Below are 20,005 nucleotides of genomic sequence, written 5' to 3' on the forward strand. Positions count from 1 at the left end.
GGAGAGATAACAGTTGAGGTTATATAAAATGTATCTATTTGAGAGATAAATGAGTCAACCCTTTATCTCATATAAAATCCGATGAAAAGTTGTCATTGCCATGAAACCCAAGCAATAAACTTCCACTCTTAATTATTGCTTCTTTCCACTCCGTTCAAGTCGCTGGGGACTTGCAGTAAGCTGATTCAAACTAAGTTATTTCAACAAAGCGCGATCGCTTACAATTATTAAATACTTTGGTAATTAACTTATAGTTATAGCATATGAAAAAAAAATATATTATTGTGTATAATATAGTCCAATTATTTAACTTCAATAATTAGTCTTATTAAATTATTCATGATCCCAATTTAAAAAACTCACATTAAGGACAAAAAATCAAGATGATTACAACAACTGTAGCCTTACAACGACCAAAAGATATTTCCCTAGGAGAAATAGAAGAAGAACTAAGTAAAATCTGGCTTAGTCAAAATCAAGGTAAAGTAACTTCCATTGCTACTAAAGCTGCCACCTTTAGTATAGTAGTTTATGAACCGGAAGAATTCCAACAATTGCTAGGAGGACTAGGATTCTATAATGGTCCAATTGATGGTATTCATGGGCCAGAAACTAGAAATGCAGTTAAAGAGGCACAAAAAGCCTATAAACTGACAATTACAGGTAGAGTAGATCCTAAAACCCTAGCTAAATTGCGGGAAGAATTTGCCAAAAAACCAGAAGACTCTCAAAAAATCACAAATGTGAATCTGAGGGGGTTTAGTATGTCAAATGTGATCGCTGCTCAAAACCCTAGTCGTGTTATGACCCTATGTCCAACTATGGGGGAAGAAGATACAGGGGTTACAGCTCAAGTATCTGCCTATTGCCCAATTCAGAAGCAAAGTAACTCAAATCTAGTTTGTAGTGAGTATGTCACCCTCCGAGGAACAAAGTCAGCAATGCAAAGGGTAGATGAAACAATAAAATCATTAATGGTTCCCGAACTACCAAAGTTTGTCTGGTGGAAAGCGACCCCTAACACAGAGCAAAAATTATTTCGTACTTTGTGTGAGACGAGCAATTGCATGATTATGGACTCTTGTTACTTTTCCGATCCCGAGTCAGAATTTTTAAAGATGCAGGAGTTGATAGAAAAGAAAACTTATATTGCTGATCTCAATTGGCATCGTCTATCAGCTTGGCAAGAATTAATTGCTGCTAGTTTTGATCCTCCCCAACGCCGGGCAGCTTTATGGGAAGTTGATACTGTGACAATTGACTATGAAAAAGGAAATGCTGCTCAAGCACTAATGTTTTTAGGTTGGTTTGCTAGTCGTCTGAATTGGGAACCAGTATTTTATAAAGAATTAGGTGGTGATTATGATATTACCCATATCAAGTTTAGTGGGAATAAGGATCAAGAAATCTTGGCTGAGTTAGGAGCTATTCCTACTGCTGACTTTGGTGAGGTTCCAGGAGATTTGGTGGGTTTACGTTTAGGTTCGAGTAATCAAGATGCTGATGTTAATTGTTGCACAATTTTGTGTTCTGAAACTACTGGTTGTATGCGGTTAGAGTCTGGGGGTAAGGCGCAGTCTTGTTTGACTGAGCAGGTGACAGCATTAAGCGATCAGAAAGCAGAAGCTTTGATGGCACAACAGTTACAACGTTGGGGACAGGATGTTTTGTATGAGGAAAGTTTAGCATTGACAGTACAAATGCTGAAGTTAAGAACATAGGGAGGTATAGCTGAAGTAAGAAACTGGTATAAGTATCACTAGGGGAAACATTGGCCTAATAAAAGAGTCACAGTATAAGAAATGATCAAACAATTAAATTTAACTGTACTCAATCTCAATGAAATCAATCAGAAGTCAGCCTGTAGATAAGCAACTGCTGAGGGTATCATGGTCAGCAGGAAGGGGAGCTATTTTGTATCATTTTTTATATGAATTTATGATTCCTAATGCTATACTATAGGTGGCACTTCAGAAATTTAGGTGATTAACACAAGGTAAATAACTTTTTTGCGTGCTTTAATTTAAGTCAAGTTAATATTAATTTTTTTATGTTGTATGAACGGCCTTATGCAACTTCCCTACCCCCACCCTCATTCTCTCGGTGGTAGGGAGAACTTTTGGAGGGAGGTCCACTGGGATGATAAATGTAGAAAAGTTTTTGAGAAATGGTATTGTAGAGCAGTATTATAGGAGTAACAATTACTAGGTCGGATATTCTTGCGCCTCTCAAATTTAGTCCGTGGTGGGAATGTACTACAAATGGCCATTCAACCCCCTACTGACTTCTGACTTAGCGCCTTCTATTTCAGCTATACCTCACTAAACCTAAATCTTGGAGGATTTTAGATGACAACGAATAAAAAAAACACAGAAAATTTACCAAACAATAGGCTGAAAGACCATAAGAGTGTAGATAGTCTTGCTGAAAATTTGATGGAAGACTTGTTCAATGATATTGACCGAGTATTAGATGGTGGTAGTCGCTTACCAAAGGAAGTAACTCGACCAGAAATTGTTTCTTTGACGCCAATTAAAATACCTCAAATAGTTTTGCCTGACAAGAAGACTGAATCTCAAGATGCTGAGAAAGAGAAACATATCAAATTAGCTAAGACACAAGTAGTAAAAAAAGAAAATCAATCATTAGATAAATTGCTTTTAGGGGCGGCTTTTACATCTATATTAGTAACTCTGTCTTTGTGGTTAGCAACTAGAGGAGGATTTGATAAAATTTTAGGCTATTTAGGCTATGTAGAAAAGCCAGATTCATCATTAGAAACATTAAATCCTAAGGCAGCAGCAGATGCTAAATTTGCAGATTATATTGAGCGATCGCTAAATATGATTGAGCAACAAGAGGCAACTCAGAAACAACAAAAAAATCTAGGTGTACCACCTGCTCCATCTAGTAGTAACTTACCAACAATACCAGTACCAGCTAACCCACCCATAAATACTAGCTTACTCCTACCCCTCTATCGACTGGTGGACTTGATGGAGGCACAACTAGCAAAAGAACCTCTAAGGGTTCCTGAAACTAAAGTAGTAGTAATTCCACCTATGCCTACAGCGGTAGCAGTGACAACCCAATCTGAGGTAGCTTCCCCAAAGCTATCAGCAGCATCTGCATCTAAAGCTTCCGCAGAAGCTGCTGAAAAAGTTCAAGAAAAACCGGAAGCGCAAGTAACTGCCAAAGCAGAAGTCAAACCAGAAACTAAAGCTAAGATTAATAGCTCTAGTTCGGCGAAAGTTGAAACAAAAACAAAACCGAAACCTCCAGCCAAAACAACGGCACAAGCTAAACCAGAAAAAAGCTCAGAACCAGAACTAGAAACAAAAGTAGAAGCTAAATCAGAAATAGAAAAGCCAACACAGCCAGTATCATTGCCTCCACCTATGCCAGCAAAAATACCTGTAACAGAAGCAGTATTACCCAGTCAAATTCAAACCCCTATTAATCTTTTAGTAGGGATATTAGAATTAGGGGAACGTTCCGCTGCCCTATTTGAAATTGATGGTGTAGCGCGTCGGATATATGTGGGAGAAAATATTGGCAGTAGTGGTTGGACTCTTGTGAAGGTAGTAAACCAGGAAGCTGTGGTTCGTCGTAATGGTGAAGTTCGTTCTGTTTTTGTAGGCCAACAATTTTAGTTATTGACACAGCCAAACAAGAAACCGGGTTTATACCCCTGATTATTGTTTTTCGTACATACAATTAAGTGCATCTGGGAAATTTTGTTGATCAACCTGGTTTCTGTCTCAGTCTTAATACCATACATTAAAAAAGAATGTTTTCGAATAATAAGCACTATTAAAATACTTTAATTTGAAATGTCTATTTTATTATGACTCTTGATTCCTGACTCTTAAATTATAAGAAATACTCTAACTATTTATAAGAAAAATTTATCAATTGGGCATAACCATAAAGTATATGATTTCGGGGAAAACATTAGATGCCCTACTATACTTACAGATGTATCCCATAAACTCCGTTTCTTATAATACTCAAATTAATTCGCAGATTTGATATCAAACCTTGCCCTTAGAATTAAGAAAAAATAATATTAGCCATACATCTTTGAAGGCTCTAACTAAGGGCAGTCAGTGCTAATAACTGATAAGGTTTAATGGTGATAACTGATAACTGGAATAACTTATGGGTTTATTTGACGATTTCAGCCAATTTCTCGAAAACAGACTTGAAGAGTTCCTGCAGAATAACCCCCATTTAGAACTACAGGCACTTGAAGAGCAACTTCGCCAACAGGAAGAAGACACCCTGCGTCTCATTGTACAACTCCAGCGCCAAGAAAAAAAATTAGAACAAGATATTCTCTCAACGGCTCAAGAAGTTAAGCTTTGGCATAACCGAATTGAAAAGGCACAAACAGCTAATAGAATAGATTTAGTTCAAGCGGCTCAGGAAAGAGAAGCATCTTTTTTACGACAAGGTAATCAACAGTGGGGACAGATGCAAGGATACAAGCAGCGTATTCAGCAGGCGACAGAACTATATCATCAGATTAAACAACGTCGTAAGGAGGTACGAGCAAAAGCTACTCAAGCTGAGACTAGTAGTTATACTGCTAGGAATGAAAAACGTTGGGAAACTGATGGCTGGAATCAAAACAGCTCCTATAATTTTGATAATTTATTCGACGACTTAGAGGAACAGTTTAAAAGCATGGAAACAAACGAAGAAATTGAAAGAATGAAGCGGAATATGGGAAAGTAGTTGGATCTTTAGTAGGTCAGGAAATTTAATGATTTCCTGACTTTTCTACCCAGGAAAAATACAGTCATTATGTCAACTAGGCATGTAAATGCTAACGTTATCCCAGAGATGAAAACCTCAGAAGGATGAGAAAAGTAGGAGGCAAAAAATGAAAACGTGAATTTGGCTAGTAGCTACTCTCGTTGTCATAAACCACAATGAGATGACTTAAAGCCCTATTTGGAGGTGACGACGATGAAAAAACGAGCAAGTCGATTTATATTGGCGTTGCCAATATCCTTGATAGGATAAGATGGAATTGACTACAGAAGAAATGCTATTTAAATACAAGGGAAAACAATCTGTTGAAAAAGATTTTAGTTTTTTTACCCCCCTAGAATTAACTGATAGCATATTTCTTAAATCCCTTCATAAAGTAGAAGCTTTAGGACTAATTATGAGCTTATGTTTATTAATTTATACTTCAGGCCAACCTCAAGTACGTCAAACTTTAAACTGAACTAAATCTACTGTAAAAAATTAACTAGGCTTTTCTACTAATAAACCTACAAAATGATTAGACATTTCAGTGTTTTCAGTTGATTTATTGATTGATTAATTATTGATTAATTGTGGAGTTAGGAGTATCTCTAATCTAACTTATTGGCCCTGAGAATTATTGAATTTTTTTCCTCTAAGTTGTCAAAGATACTATCTACTCAGTTGAGAAACTTGATACAAGAACAGGTACAACGTGAAAATCATCAATGATTGAGTGGCTTGACCAGCAAGTCAAGTGATAGAGAGACTTTGGCTATTTTTGCAGATGTTTATTGGCGATTTAGAGTAACTGATCTCATTCTCAAAGCTGTGTAGGAGGAGTTAAGGGAGTTACAAGTAAGTTAAAAAGCTGAACCCAAAAACTTTTTCGTCTACGTCCCTCAATAAAAATTTAGGGTAGGGAATAGGTCATTGATGTATTGGTTTGGGTTGTTGGAGCCTAGGGGTAGCGATATCACCTCCTACTACTTACTATAAATTTAAGTACTTACTCAAGTTTTCTCGTCTTTTTATACTACATTTTATAGTGTAACATGTATGCTAAATGATTTTGAAGATAAATGAGGTATCATGAAAAAGTATAATTGTTTAGCAAATCTGATTTGACTACATATGATAGATACTTTTTCTAATATAATGATAAATTTCTATAAAACCAAAACTAATTTTGATAGAGATAAAAGTAGTGTATGTACCATAATCTTTACTAAAGGGAAGCAAAATATAGGTAAACTTAATTTTTTTAAGGTGAAAAATCTTTGTAAGTGGGTAAATAAAATAAATTACAGACTTAAAAAGCTAAAATCTAATCCTTGTGTAAATAATTTTGTGTAGGTACTTATATGTTTTCGAAGACTTTCAGATTAAGTTGGTTAGGAAAAATGAGCAGATAATTTGGATATTTGTACGATTTTATCCACTGATATTAATACAACAATATTTTCAATAATTTAAATCAGACAATTTATATAAGAATGCTATAATTATAAATTTAAACAGCTTAATTAGTTGAGGATTGAGGGAATACCACTATTTTTGGTAATGATTTCAGGTATGGCAATCTTCTGAGTCAGATGTTCTATCTGTTTGTTTTAGCAGGGATTTTATATGGAGTGTCCTTAAGGCTTTATATGTAATTTCTGTAAAGATTAGTAGCAGGTAAACAAAATAAATTACACATTGAGTGAAGCTAAATTTATTACTGTATAAACATCGTGTTTTGTAAATATATAAATAATTATGTGTAGGTGCTAAATTTGGTAAACAGACAATAAAAAAGAAGAAAAATAACTGTATCTAAGTAACTTAGAAAATGCTCTAAAATTGACTTTACCTAAGTTATGTAGTTGATGAAATTGTTATTATATAATTGTTATTATATTATTATTTATATAATAATTAGTCCATTTTTAAGACGATTCCAAACCCAGATATTTATAGAAGCAAAAAAAATGTCAATTAACGATGATTTTCTATACCCTCGCAGTCGCTATTATGGTAATTTTAGTCCGGAAAATTTAGTATTTAATGCTAACTTACAAGAATTTTCTCAGGAAGTTAGTTTTATCTGTGGCTTAGAAACAGGTGGGAAAATTTCTCAACAAGAAGCTTACTGCCAACTGAAGAAGCTTTGGAAAAAGTTAAAAAAGTCTAGGAAAAAGTTAGGTATCGGTGAAAATGATCAGAATAGTTCGGAGGAATAAAATATTTGAAATAAGTAAAAATGTTGAGGAAAAATATGTAATATAATATGATCAGGACTTACGCACTGACTGCCATATCAAGTAGGGGATACAGACAATTTACTACCTACAGATAGCGTATTATCTATGAGTTTGCCTAAGTCCTGATCACAAAAAATCAAAACTTATAAACCATAATGTAAAGATATAGTAATTTCCACAGTTTCACAGTTTACTGGTATAATAATAACGATGGGAAAACCATTTGCGGATATCTTTTTGGGTGACTTATAACATAGTAGAGATAGAGGAATAAAAGCCTGATTTTAACATACCCTTTTACCAATAACATGTTTAATTGGTTAATCTGCAACAAAAGTTTAACGTTCATGATATATTCTCAGCAAGTCTTCACTTTTGAACAGAGCGATCGCTTGAAGCAAAGTATGAGGTTTAACAACAAAATATTTCCACTTGCTTATCTTCAGTCTGTCACTTCTCTGATATTTAATCAATTCCTTGATGAATATTCTGGCATAACTCTTGTTAAATTTGAATATAAACTGATGTAGCATTACGAGGCAAGATATTAGCAGGTTAAGGTGGAATAAGAGAGACAAGAACAGAGTAGATAACCAGATACCCGATGCCAGCAACCTATAGCCATTATTGGCGACAAAAAGCGATGGAATTTGTTGACAATGGCCAAAGCTAGAGGGAAGTTATCCGGAATTTCGGTATCAGTAGAAATACTGGTAGTGCATGGATAAAAGGCAGAAAAGCAACAGGAGAATACAAAGCTTTGACAAGATTTTAGAAAGGATGTCACCGGAAAATCAAAGACTTAGAACAATTCGGAGAGTTTGTGAAATATAGTGGTCACATTATCCAGGAGAAATAGCTCAACTGTGGGAAGAGAAACTCAGACAGCAGAATGGTGGCGATGATCTGAAAAATTTGGGAATAATTTTGGAAAAAAAACTTGGTAGTTCTGATATATGTAGTGATAAGTTAATATAATTGATTAGTTCTTGACATTATTAAAAATTTGAAGATTCAATTATTGGCGATCGCTACATATAATCAGCTATCAAATTATCAGGAATTAACCCCAGGTATTCGGACTTAAATATACTATTATCTCATCATAGTAATTGTCAAAAAAATCTCTATAACTCAAATGTCAAATCACCAACTAATCTATACTATGTTTAATAGTAATATTATGGTCAAAAATGGTACTATTCACAACAAAAAACCAAAATATTAATCTCAAAATTGTCAAAGAAATCATATTAGTAATGAAACCAAAGAATTCCGAAAATAAATTACTGGCAGAAAAAATTAGTGCAGTGGTGCTTCCTCTTAAAAAATTGGAAGCTTCAGAGATATGATGAGTTTAAGGACTTTTGGCATTGTGTTGATGCTTCTTTCAAAAAATGCCACAACGTATCTTCGTAATGCTTAATTTTTCTGGTTTTAGCGTTTTGAGAATCAATTCGGTCTATGTGAGATAGAAATATTAACGTTTCAACCTCTTGAGTGTAGAGATATTCTCACTGCTCAAAAGTTGATCACCATACCAGATGAAATTCCAAAATGTTACTAAAAGCTGAATACAAGCTAGTTGACATCCTCCCAGACCAGGCTGGAGGAATTTAGCAGATTTCAATCCTAAACCAAGACAAAACTCCCTTTATGAGTAGTAAATACGTCAGTGTTTTCATCTAATACTAATTTCCTAAAGTCAAACTAAATATACCTTGACATTTTGGTTTTAAAGCTTAATAAATTACTTTTACAAATGTTGTTTAAATTTATGAAAAAAGCTCAAAAAATCAAAAAAGAATACCCAGGTGCTGAATATCTATATGGTTTTGTTAGACCGAAAACAGAAAAAATATATTAGCTATTTAATTTCAACAAGTTAATACTGAATGGCTAAATTTAGCCTATAAAATTTTGGCTCGATCTCTAATAATTTCTGAAAACAAAGTAATTTTAATCCAAGATAATGCAGGTTGGCACCGTAACAAAAAAGTTAATATACTAGAAGGAATGATAGTATATTTTATTCAGGCTTATTAATCTGAATTACAACCAGCATAAATATTATGGAAATTAATAGATGAACCTCTGGTTAATCAAAGCAAAGCCTTGAAACTATAGAGGAAATAGAATAATTTTTAGTAAAAAGATGTCATACTCTGATCAATCTGAAAGAAGATATAAAAAATTTGACTAATTACGATTGGTTTGATTTTGTTGAATTTATAACTAAGTTTTATGAAATAGATTTAGGATGATAACTATTCTCTATATTTAGTCTTTTTAGCTTAAGTAATAAACTGTTTTTTGTAGCGAGTAAGTTAACAGACTTTTTCTCTCCTAATTTGTAATTTTTAGTAGAAATGAAGCTAAATTATAATTCCAGACAACACGGACACAACCATGTTTATTTTTAGGCTATCGGTCTTTTTGCACCTGGATAGATACGATACTTAAATCTATCGAGTCATAATTTGAATTTTTAACTAATATTTAGGATCATAGGATCACATATTTATTAAAACAAAATCTACTAAAAATTACCCCGATTATGGATGGGTCTTTAAACTCAACTTTTTGCTAAATACTTACCTTAAATTTTTCTTAAAGAGTAGTTAATATACTTAAATTAAAAATCAATTAGTATAATTTTTTTATAGTATTCTAAAAAACCATCTAAAGTCTGCAAATAAATTTAGTTTATGTCCTTTTTCCTTCCGGCTTTTTCCTTTTACCTTACTCATTAATATTCTGCTTTTTCTATTTGGTAACGAATATCATTTAAGTCCACATATTGGTCTGTAGCATTTCGTAATTCTCTAGCAATCATTCCTTCAGTTGATACAACTGTAATATGAGTATTTTTAGAGCGCAATAGCTCAATAGCTCTTTCAAAATCTCCATCTCCACTAAACAAGACTACTTCATCATATTGGTCTACTGTATTAAACATATCTACAACAATTTCAATATCTAAGTTAGCTTTTTGAGAATAGCGACCTGAAACATCATCATAATATTCTTTCAAAATTTTAGTCCGTACTGTATAACCCAAACTAATTAAAGCATCTCGGAATCCTCTTTGATCTTGTGGGTCTTTTAATCCTGTATACCAAAAGGCATTTATTAATTTTACTTCTGGTTTATTGAAGTATTCTAATACTCTTCTTGGGTCAAAAAACCAACCATTTTTTTGTTGAGCATAGAACATATTGTTCCCGTCAACAAATATAGAAAGACGGTTCATGGAAATTTTCATAGAAACTTAATTTAATATTTATTTTAGATAATTTAGACTCAACCTATCAATGTATCAATATTTTTATCATTTATGCAATATTTAGCTGATCAAAACTTACTTTTTTTCTAGTATATTTCATATTCATACTACTAAAAATTACCCTAATATTTATCAAGGGATAAAATAATATTTTTCTGTACCTATAATTTTAATTAAGCTAGCAATCAGTTATTCTATATTTTAGGCTTTTTTTTATAAAAGAATATTATTTTTATACGGAAAAATTTTTAGTTCTCCTCCTATATTTCAATACAATACCTTTATTTTTTTATTAAGATAATAAGATAATAAGTTAATACTTGATTAACCTAATGGCTAAATTTAGCTAAATCCAAAATAATTCACATAATAAGTACCTTAGCCAGATTATTTACCTATTTTAATTATCTATGCTTTGTAGAAGGCAAATAATTCGGCTTGTATAAATAAAATATGTAATTAATTTTGCACGACAACTTAAAAGCTGTGTATGCAGAATTCTAAATATAGAAAATTGTGGGCAGTAGAAAATTACAGCCCTATAATTCAGAAATTAGATAGATAAAAACTTAAATCCTGATAGATTCTTGGAAACTTATATCAAAACTTAAGCCTTCTTACTTTCAATTGCCCAACGAGCTAACTCGGTCCGATTATGTAGACCAGTTTTACCAAGCATATTGCTCACATGACTTTCGATCGTTCTTTGACTAACTTCCATAATTTCTGCAATGTCACGATTAGCCATTCCCTGGGCTACTAATTTGACTACTTTTAACTCTCTGGGAGTCAACTCTACGTTTCGGCGTACCTTAATTGTTGGCCTATCGCTAAAACTGGAATTGTGATGTTTAATTAGGCGAGAAGCTTGTTTAAGAGAAGATTCTACTTGAGCCACAAGTTCTTCAGGTTCAAATGGCTTGACAATGTAGACGTCAGCTCCAGTATTAAGACCCTTAACTCGATCCTGAATTTGACCCTTTGCAGATAAAAATAGAACTGGAACCCATTCTGTAGCTAAATTTTCTCTGATATGCTGCACTAGGTTGTAGCCATTCATTTGTGGCATCATCACATCACATATAATCAGGTCAGGAATTTGTTCTTCTAAAAGTTCTAGAGCTTCTCGGCCATTTTCTGCTGTTATTACCTGATATCCGCGAAATTCTAAATAATCTTTCACTAATAAGATTAAATTAGGGTCATCGTCAACTAACATTAAATGTTTTGTATTTATAGCGTTTGTTTCCTTCATAATTGAAGAACTCACTTTTTTGATTCCTAAAAATATTAACTTTACAGAGGGGTGAGCCCACTTATTTCATAAGATACAGTTGGAAGTAGGACAGGTTTACATCTTTCCTTGAAATTAATAATATATATTTTTACCTAGAAGGGTTGGACAGTATCTAATGCTGAAAGGAGGTTTATCCCCTATTTATTATAGATTATAGATTTTATATTCAATCAATAGTTCTATAATTTAGGTAGATATAGCTAGATAATAGTTTTATAGTTGTGGAAAATAGCTCCTACTACTTTTAATAATAAATAAAATATGATAATTCAACTATATTCCCTACTAATAGTATCATAAATATTATATATAAATATAGTTTTTATTAACTAAAAAGTAACCCTGCAATGTAAATATTTAGACATATTTTTTCTATAAATTTTAATAATTTACTAAGTCACTATCTATTTTGACAAGAGTATAAAAAACTGTTGGCAAAATTAATTAAGTATCAAGAAAGTGTTTAGTAACTAAATCTTTCCGCTGGAATAAGCCTATTGTTCTTCATATCCCTCAAGTTATAATAAAAAAAAATTAACAAGTAATTATGTCTTCAGTTATTACCTAATATTCCTCTTACATATCTCCAAATTCTACATTTTCTTTTGGCAAAGGATGAGTTATAAAAAAATATTTATCTACAACTTGAGAGCCGATGATAGATTTTTGAATAATTCTTTCAATTATAGGGTTAGTTGCAGAATAGTAGGATACTTCTTTAGGAAAAATAACCATAGTTGCACCATGAAACAAACTCGTAAACAGTTAGCTTTAGCGTGAAATATATAACCTTAGCTGTTAAGGCCAGGGTCATTAAGGTTTAATTTTTTCACAAGTTTTTTGAGATAATTTCATGCTTCTAAAACAACTTTTTTTAAGCAAAATTTTGGTTTAGTTTGGTAAGCACCAATAAAAATATGTCTCTGAATTTTACCTAGTCTGAGAAATTGGACACAAATATCTAGGGACTCTTGACAAATATCTGAGTCAATATTCGACTGTTGAAAATATCCTTGGGATATGGCTAGCTGAACGTCAGTCCCATGAGCTTTTTCTCCTGTGTTAAATATATTAACTCTCATCAACTTTCAAGACGCTTTGAATCTGGTTCTACTACAATAGTCCCTAGTGAGTTAAATGTCTAATGGAGAATGTCAAATGACTTACATTTCTAGAAGATCAAAAGTTTGACTCCCATAATTTTAGTTTATAGTCTTCTGAGATTAATTTTTGCTCCACCGTTGTTAAGTCAAAAGTTAAAAGTTAAGACTTAATAAGTATACCAAACCCAGTGAGCGAAAAGCTAGTTTTTCCAAATCCTTCCAACCCTTCTGCTTTCTGCCTTGCTCTTTTAATAAAGCTTCCAGATTTAGTATTACGGCATGGGATCAGACATTATAACTATAAGGTTTGAATAGTAAAGCTCTTGTAGTGCTAACATCTTGCTCAGTAAATCTTTGCCTTATAGTAGAAGGAAGTGCTGTCAAAGTAATTTCTGAAAAAGTAAAGGCAATACTCAGGTTAAGTAGCAGGCAGGAGGAATTGATCCTGACACTGAAGGAAGTAGCCTTGTGACAATCTTAGGAAGCAGGCAGCCAGTCTATTTCAATGGTTCCTTTTCAGGAAGTCCTAAAGGTCAACTTCAGCTAAAGCGCCTCCTATCTCTTGTCTTTTCAATGAGTTTTCAGTGCCAAAATGTGGAGCAAACAGAATTTATCAATGTCCTTAATACTAACTGCCAGGCAGCTTAAGACATTCTTACTACTCTCAGATTTAATACGTGCTGTGAATTTAACTTCTGATTTTTAAGTTATGACCTTAGCTTATACTTTAGACTTTTGACTATTATATTATAACTTTTGGTAAATACCCAAATCCTCAGTTCGGGAACCCGTACAGCTTAGTTAGTTGCCATTGCCATAGTAATTCGGCTAAATTAGCACTCAGATAGTAAGAGTGCTAAAAAAGAACATGAAACTGAGAAATTTGTTTCACCCTTAAGGCTCTCAACAATAACAAAATATATTTGGAGGTAATGTAATGGCAGCTGTAACACTGAGTGTTTCCACTGTTAAGCCGTTGGGCGAACGTGTATTCGTCAAGGTTAGCGAATCTGAAGAAAAAACAGCAGGTGGCATTCTTCTACCTGATTCTGCAAAAGAGAAACCCCAAGTAGGAGAAGTTGTCTCAGCAGGTCCTGGTAAACGGAACGATGATGGTACCCGCGCAGAAATGGAAGTCAAAGTAGGAGACAAAGTTCTCTACTCCAAATATGCTGGTACCGATATCAAGCTCGGTGGCGATGAATACGTCCTACTAGCAGAAAAAGATATTCTTGCAATTGTTAACTAATAATTCTGAAGTTATTCTCCAGCATGGGCAAACTTTTTCTTCATACTTGATGTTTGCTAAACTGCTAAAACAACTAACTATCAAAATACAAAAAATAAGTATCCACAATTACTAATCAACAGAAATCACAACTATGGCTAAACGTATTATCTACAACGAAAATGCTCGTCGCGCCTTAGAAAAAGGTATGGATATTCTTGCGGAGTCTGTAGCAGTAACACTCGGTCCTAAAGGTCGAAACGTTGTTCTTGAGAAAAAATTTGGCGCACCCCAAATTGTTAATGATGGTGTAACAATTGCTAAAGAAATTGAATTGGAAGACCATGTAGAAAATACTGGTGTTTCCCTAATTCGTCAAGCAGCTTCCAAAACTAACGATGCAGCAGGTGATGGTACAACCACTGCAACTGTACTTGCTCATGCAATGGTAAAAGAAGGTCTACGGAACGTGGCTGCTGGCGCAAACCCTATTGCTCTCAAGCGTGGTATTGACAAAGCTGCTGGTTTTCTAGTAGAAAAAATTGCTGAACATGCTCGTCAAATTGAAGATTCCAAGGCGATAGCTCAAGTTGGTGCTATTTCTGCTGGTAATGATGAAGAAGTAGGTAAAATGATTGCCGAAGCCATGGATAAAGTGGGTAAAGAAGGTGTGATTTCTCTTGAAGAAGGAAAGTCAATGCAGACTGAGTTGGAAATTACTGAAGGTATGCGCTTTGACAAGGGTTACATCTCTCCCTACTTCGCAACAGACATGGAACGGATGGAAGCTTCTCTTGAAGAACCTCAGATTCTGATAACTGATAAGAAAATTGCTTTAGTACAAGACTTAGTACCAGTATTAGAACAAGTTGCTCGTTCTGGCAAACCATTATTAATATTGGCTGAAGATATTGAGAAAGAAGCTTTGGCAACCCTAGTTGTTAACCGTTTACGGGGTGTAGTGAATGTTGCTGCAGTTAAAGCTCCTGGTTTTGGGGATCGTCGTAAAGCTATGTTAGAAGATATCGCGGTATTAACTGGCGGTCAAGTTATCACTGAAGATGCTGGCTTGAAACTAGAAAATGCCAAGTTAGATATGCTTGGTAAAGCACGTCGCATTACGATCACTAAAGATAATACTACTATCGTTGCTGAAGGTAACGAAAAAGAAGTTAAAGCACGTTGCGAACAAATTCGTCGTCAAATGGATGAAACTGACTCTTCCTACGACAAAGAGAAATTACAAGAGCGTTTAGCTAAATTAGCTGGTGGTGTAGCGGTTGTTAAAGTTGGTGCTGCTACTGAAACAGAAATGAAAGATCGCAAGTTACGCTTGGAAGATGCTATCAACGCAACTAAAGCTGCTGTAGAAGAAGGTATCGTTCCTGGTGGTGGTACAACTCTAGCGCACTTAGCTCCTGAGTTGGAAACTTGGGCAAATGAAAATCTACAATCTGAAGAGTTAACTGGTTCTTTAATTGTTAGTCGTGCTTTATTAGCTCCACTGAAGCGCATTGCTGAAAATGCTGGGCAAAATGGTGCTGTAATTGGCGAACGGGTGAAAGAGAAGGATTTCAATACTGGTTTTAATGCAGCAAACAATGAGTTTGTTGATATGTTTGAAGCTGGTATTGTTGACCCAGCGAAGGTAACTCGTTCGGCTCTACAAAACGCTGCTTCTATTGCTGGTATGGTGTTAACAACTGAGTGTATTGTTGTTGACAAACCTGAGCCTAAGGAAAACGCACCTGCTGGCGCTGGTATGGGCGGTGGCGATTTCGATTACTAAGTTTTTTGAGATTGGGGACAATTTGAGAATTGTTCCCATCCTGTTTATTTGTGTAAATAGTGTGTATTATTATGTCAGTCACTTCCATTTTTTTGGAGGTGGCTTTGCTGTTTGACAGCGGTTTTTTATCCCTAGACTATACTCAGCGGTATTAAGAGCAAATCCAGGTATAACAATAGACTTGCCACATCGCCAGATATGTTAGCTATAGCAACGGCTATAACTTTTACAAATACTCTCTTACACTTGATGGATTTCGTATAGTATAGCAATGAGTTGAGGTTATCAAAATTCAAAAACTAGAAAGAAAGTCCGAAACTCTTACCTATTCATTGCCCATTTTTTATTTCTCATACCTAAAAAGCAGCAATATTAGATAATAAATAAGTTACGGACTACCCTCAGTGGTTATCATAGAAACGGGAAGCTATCTCCAAAGATTTAATGAAGAACAACTCATGGGGATGTATAATAGAGTTTTGACTAAATAGAGGGAAAAATTACTCCAACCTAGACAGAGCAATAATTTCAATTCTTTTTACTTACCAATAGTTACTACCAATAGTTATAATCTTTACACAACAAAGTTTTTTGGTGATTTTTTAAGTTATGAAGCGGTAAGTCTAATGAAATTGCTAAGGAAATGGGTATGACGGTTGGGGAATTAGATGACTATGTAGTGAGGAAAGGTGATGATTAGATATGGAGGGATAATACAAGAAACGAAAAAGCTGACTTGAAAAGGTTTACATTTCTTCTTCCTGTCTGATAACTGAGTCTTTTTTAATTATAATTGGCCATGATTTTGGTGGACAACCCATTCACTAACAATCGAAAACCATAAAGTTTCAAATTTCATTTGATCCAAAGATAAAAACCTTTGTCAAACACGAGGACGACTTTCAAATTTAGTATATTTTGGTATTTGATTAGCTAAGGTTTTGAAGTGTACCTATCTATCGTTTTGTATCAGGGTGATAAAAATTTTTAGCATGACCCAGATATTCAAGCTGAACTGATTGATTTTCTGTGTGTTAATGGTGCAATTATGGTAATTTATTCATTTTTATTAAGATGTTCATAAGCCGCTCAGTAGATATATAAAAACTAAAAGGCTTTTGTCTTCGGAGGTTTGTGAGAAGGCTATCACCTAGGCTTGAAGAAACCCTCTGGAGGTTTTTTTTCAAGTTAACAATTCAAACATATTAAAAATAGATAAAAATTCTTAAATCGGAGGATAAATAGGGTAGAATTTTGCTTTTTTTATAAACCTATTATATATGTAGCAATCCTAAATAGGTTATGGTAATTATTATGATAATTAATTTTAACTGAAATCCTGCGAAATTTTGACTTCTAACTACCATCAAAATATTCAAACATATTAAAAAGAATTGCTATACAGTATTACCTATTGAGATTACAATTATACTAACTGATTCTTAAGAATAGAGGAGTGTTTTGATGCCAGAAGCAGTAGGTGTCATAGAAGCTATTGGTTTTCCAGGAATCTTAGCTGCTGCAGATGCGATGGTCAAAGCTGCACGAGTTACCTTAGTTTACTATGGTATAGCCGAAAGAGGCCACTTTTTAGTGGCAGTTCGGGGACCAACCTCTGAAGTTCGTCCTTCAGTCCAAGCTGGTATTGAAGCAGCAGAAAAAGTTTATGGTGGTATAGTGGACAGTCATTATATTGTTCCTAATCCCCCGGAGAATGTAGAATCTGTATTACCACTAGAATATACAGAAGTTAGCGAACAGTTTAGATGAATTTTGTCCTAAATTATATTATAGTTTGGCTTAATAATAGTTGATTTATGGCAGACATCTAAAATTTTTACAATTAATTGAGAGAATTTAATTCTTAACTGAAATTTAGGAGAAATATAATGGCGCAACAAGCTGTTGGAGCACTGGAGACTAAAGGTTTTCCTGGTATCTTAGCTGCTGCAGATGCAATGGTCAAAGCTGGTAGAGTTACTTTAGTTGGTTATATTAGGGTTGGTAGTGCGAGGTTTACTGTTCAAATTAGAGGTGATGTTTCGGAAGTAAAAACTGCTATGGATGCCGGAATTGCAGCAGTAGATAAAGCTTATGGTGCTACCTTAGAATCTTGGGTAATTATTCCTCGTCCTCACGAGAATGTTGTGGCAGTTTTACCAATAGACTTTAATCCAGGTGTAGAAGAGTTTCGCCAACAAGTAGAAGGAATAACTGTACCAGGATTGCGTAGTAGTAGTATATAAGTTTTAATTAGCTAAAATATATACTAATTTTTTTTAACCGTCCACATTACTGTTGTATTGCTAAGAGTTATCCTCAGTATAATTTCAGTTAGTATTAACTAGATGGACGGTAAATATAAATATAAATTTAAGACCTTAATTTTGATGTCGCTATCTGTTATGATTTACCTTTTAACTATTGGGTGTAAAAGATTCAAAGTAAGCATAGCAAAATAAACTGTAATTGAATAAAATAGACATATTTTTATATAATAAATACCCAAAAATAAATTAACTGTAAGTATTAAAATCGGCAAAAAAAGTGATTAGTAAAAACTTTATGTATATGAAATACATTATGTTTTTTTTGTTAAAATAATAAAAATAATAAAAATAGTAATGTAGTTGCTGAAAATTGAAGCTATGCTAAAAAATATTATGGCTACTATTATGGACAGTTAAATATAAATCAATAGAACCTTGAATTAAAATGGCTAAAATCAACAAAGACTATCCTACTGGCATAGTCTTTATTTGTTTTAGATAAATTCTCTAGACTAAAACTTATCTATAATAGAGCCGAAAAATATCACTATTAATTTGCTATTAATTATATAGAAATCCTAAATGGATACTAGTATAATTAATAATTTATACTTAAATAAAGCAATCTATTGATCATTTAGAATGAATCAAATACTTTCTTAAGATAATAACTCTAACTCCTGTTTATTTTGCCTTCTGCCTCCTGCCTTAAAGTAGTATATCCTATTTCTTTTACCAATCAGATAGGATTATTATAGATAACTTAATGTTTGCCTACCTAACTAATTCTCATTTCCTGATATTTAATCTTATATCTGAAGTTATGAACACTTGGATTATACAACTACACAACTCTACGAATGAAACTACTTTTGTGACAATTACTGCTTTGATAACAGTGGTTTTTTGCTTTGGTTTGATTCCTACTGCTACAGATATTATGGTAAATTCTGCCGCAGGTTTAGCAGGTAAATATTTAGACAAAGACAAACGCACTATAGTAATCAATTCCAGTACAAATAACCCGGAATTATTTTTGATGTTGCTATCATTAATTCTTCGACGACTAGGTGGTATAGCAACTCCTCTAGGCTCAAATTTGGCTAATATTTATCTCATGTTTATTGTGGCGCCAATAATTGTTATTAGTAAATGGATATTGATGGGCAAAATATCTGCTATTAAAAATTTTATCGAAATTTTTAACAAAGAAAAAATGTTGTTTTTATGGCATCTTTTTATGTCATTATTGATGTTTACTTTTGCTACTACAGCTTACTGGTGTATTACAGGTAAATCTCAGTTTGCACCTTTGCCAGAAGGAATTAGTACTCGCACTTGGCCTTGGGTGGTTTTTGGTGGTTTAGTTTGTTTAATAGGGGTGTTAATTTTCTTATTTTATGAAAAACAATTTCAGAAAGAAAGACCAGAATTGTTTGATGATATTAGTACAGATGATTATACAGCAAGCTGGTTACAGTTTATTCTAGGGACAGCTTTATTAATTTTATTATCCTATATATTGAATACATTCTTTATCGCCTGGACGGAAATTTATGATGATTTACTTAGTAGATTATTTGGTGATGCAGTTTTTGCAGCGCTGCATTATTTTTTGGGAAGTTTAATATCATCTTTACCAGAAACAATTGTAGCTGTAAAAAATTATGAACGTTTAACTTCGCCAGATTTGAATACTGCAATGGCATCTGCAAGTCAGTCAAATATGACAAATTTGGGCATAGGATTTTTTGGTAGTGTTTTAGCAAGTTTGCTGTTAGTTATGGGGATGAATTATCAGTTATAAAAATAAAGCGATCGCTATTTTTAGGGAGTAGAAATTAGCAATTAGGGAAATATAGCTACTTGAGCAAATAATCAAGTCACTATAAACTAATACCATCTCCCTTTTGAATTAATTATTGGATCTCCTTAGTTGATTTAGTTATTTTTTTTGAGTATTATTCTTGGTAATTTGCATTAGTAAATACTACTTTATCAACCATAAATGTTGAATTTATATAGAAA

The 20,005-nt window shown here is 33.5% G+C and carries 17 protein-coding genes; 12 read left to right on the plus strand and 5 right to left on the minus strand.

What is annotated here, in order from left to right; translation table 11 throughout:
- Positions 1–383: 383 nt before the first annotated feature.
- Positions 384–1,721 (plus strand): glucose-6-phosphate dehydrogenase assembly protein OpcA, encoded by a 1,338-nt coding sequence (opcA, locus tag TERY_RS20825; protein WP_011613637.1) that lies wholly within the window; start codon positions 384–386, stop codon positions 1,719–1,721.
- Positions 1,722–2,067: 346 nt separating this feature from the next.
- On the opposite strand, the gene TERY_RS33765 is transcribed toward opcA, so the two are convergent.
- On the minus strand, positions 2,068–2,232 hold the full coding sequence (locus TERY_RS33765; protein WP_155994547.1) for a hypothetical protein: 165 nt from the start codon (positions 2,230–2,232) through the stop codon (positions 2,068–2,070).
- Positions 2,233–2,348: 116 nt separating this feature from the next.
- Between TERY_RS33765 and TERY_RS20830 the strand changes: the two genes are divergently transcribed.
- The 6 genes from TERY_RS20830 to TERY_RS33770 all read left to right on the plus strand — a co-directional run bounded on the left by TERY_RS20830 (position 2,349) and on the right by TERY_RS33770 (position 8,356).
- On the plus strand, positions 2,349–3,653 hold the full coding sequence (locus tag TERY_RS20830; protein WP_011613638.1) for a hypothetical protein: 1,305 nt from the start codon (positions 2,349–2,351) through the stop codon (positions 3,651–3,653).
- A 508-nt stretch (positions 3,654–4,161) separates the two neighbouring features.
- Positions 4,162–4,740, plus strand: coding sequence for a TIGR04376 family protein (locus TERY_RS20835; RefSeq protein WP_011613639.1), 579 nt, complete (start codon positions 4,162–4,164; stop codon positions 4,738–4,740).
- Between the two features lie 292 nt (positions 4,741–5,032).
- Positions 5,033–5,239 carry a hypothetical protein gene (locus TERY_RS20840; protein ID WP_011613640.1) on the plus strand — a complete coding sequence of 69 codons (207 nt, stop codon included), beginning with the start codon at positions 5,033–5,035 and terminating at the stop codon, positions 5,237–5,239.
- A gap of 1,492 nt (positions 5,240–6,731) precedes the next feature.
- Positions 6,732–6,983 carry a DUF7219 family protein gene (locus tag TERY_RS20850; RefSeq protein WP_044136977.1) on the plus strand — a complete coding sequence of 84 codons (252 nt, stop codon included), beginning with the start codon at positions 6,732–6,734 and terminating at the stop codon, positions 6,981–6,983.
- A gap of 368 nt (positions 6,984–7,351) precedes the next feature.
- A complete protein-coding gene (locus TERY_RS20855; protein WP_044136978.1) occupies positions 7,352–7,534 on the plus strand; it encodes a hypothetical protein in 183 nt (60 codons plus the stop codon).
- A gap of 663 nt (positions 7,535–8,197) precedes the next feature.
- Entirely contained in the window at positions 8,198–8,356 is a 159-nt protein-coding gene (locus tag TERY_RS33770; RefSeq protein WP_155994549.1) for a hypothetical protein, read from the plus strand.
- A 1,397-nt stretch (positions 8,357–9,753) separates the two neighbouring features.
- On the opposite strand, the gene TERY_RS20860 is transcribed toward TERY_RS33770, so the two are convergent.
- The 4 genes from TERY_RS20860 to TERY_RS37575 all read right to left on the minus strand — a co-directional run bounded on the left by TERY_RS20860 (position 9,754) and on the right by TERY_RS37575 (position 12,669).
- Positions 9,754–10,269 (minus strand): NYN domain-containing protein, encoded by a 516-nt coding sequence (locus tag TERY_RS20860; RefSeq protein WP_011613642.1) that lies wholly within the window; start codon positions 10,267–10,269, stop codon positions 9,754–9,756.
- Between the two features lie 628 nt (positions 10,270–10,897).
- Positions 10,898–11,545 carry a response regulator gene (locus TERY_RS20865; RefSeq protein ID WP_011613643.1) on the minus strand — a complete coding sequence of 216 codons (648 nt, stop codon included), beginning with the start codon at positions 11,543–11,545 and terminating at the stop codon, positions 10,898–10,900.
- A 618-nt stretch (positions 11,546–12,163) separates the two neighbouring features.
- Positions 12,164–12,322 carry a hypothetical protein gene (locus TERY_RS37570; RefSeq protein WP_370495999.1) on the minus strand — a complete coding sequence of 53 codons (159 nt, stop codon included), beginning with the start codon at positions 12,320–12,322 and terminating at the stop codon, positions 12,164–12,166.
- A 116-nt stretch (positions 12,323–12,438) separates the two neighbouring features.
- Positions 12,439–12,669 (minus strand): hypothetical protein, encoded by a 231-nt coding sequence (locus TERY_RS37575; RefSeq protein ID WP_011613644.1) that lies wholly within the window; start codon positions 12,667–12,669, stop codon positions 12,439–12,441.
- A 958-nt stretch (positions 12,670–13,627) separates the two neighbouring features.
- Between TERY_RS37575 and groES the strand changes: the two genes are divergently transcribed.
- The 5 genes from groES (at position 13,628) to TERY_RS20895 (ending at position 19,784) form a co-directional block, all read left to right on the plus strand.
- Positions 13,628–13,939 (plus strand): co-chaperone GroES, encoded by a 312-nt coding sequence (gene groES / locus TERY_RS20875; RefSeq protein WP_011613645.1) that lies wholly within the window; start codon positions 13,628–13,630, stop codon positions 13,937–13,939.
- Between the two features lie 133 nt (positions 13,940–14,072).
- On the plus strand, positions 14,073–15,707 hold the full coding sequence (groL, locus tag TERY_RS20880) for a chaperonin GroEL (protein WP_011613646.1): 1,635 nt from the start codon (positions 14,073–14,075) through the stop codon (positions 15,705–15,707).
- Positions 15,708–17,171: 1,464 nt separating this feature from the next.
- Positions 17,172–17,477 carry a BMC domain-containing protein gene (locus TERY_RS20885; protein WP_011613647.1) on the plus strand — a complete coding sequence of 102 codons (306 nt, stop codon included), beginning with the start codon at positions 17,172–17,174 and terminating at the stop codon, positions 17,475–17,477.
- Between the two features lie 119 nt (positions 17,478–17,596).
- Complete coding sequence (locus TERY_RS20890; protein WP_011613648.1) at positions 17,597–17,953, plus strand: BMC domain-containing protein; 357 nt, start codon at positions 17,597–17,599, stop codon at positions 17,951–17,953.
- 847 nt (positions 17,954–18,800) lie between these two features.
- Positions 18,801–19,784 (plus strand): hypothetical protein, encoded by a 984-nt coding sequence (locus tag TERY_RS20895; RefSeq protein ID WP_047155576.1) that lies wholly within the window; start codon positions 18,801–18,803, stop codon positions 19,782–19,784.
- Positions 19,785–20,005 lie beyond the last annotated feature (221 nt).

Source organism: Trichodesmium erythraeum IMS101 (genome assembly GCF_000014265.1).
Classification (GTDB): domain Bacteria; phylum Cyanobacteriota; class Cyanobacteriia; order Cyanobacteriales; family Microcoleaceae; genus Trichodesmium; species Trichodesmium erythraeum.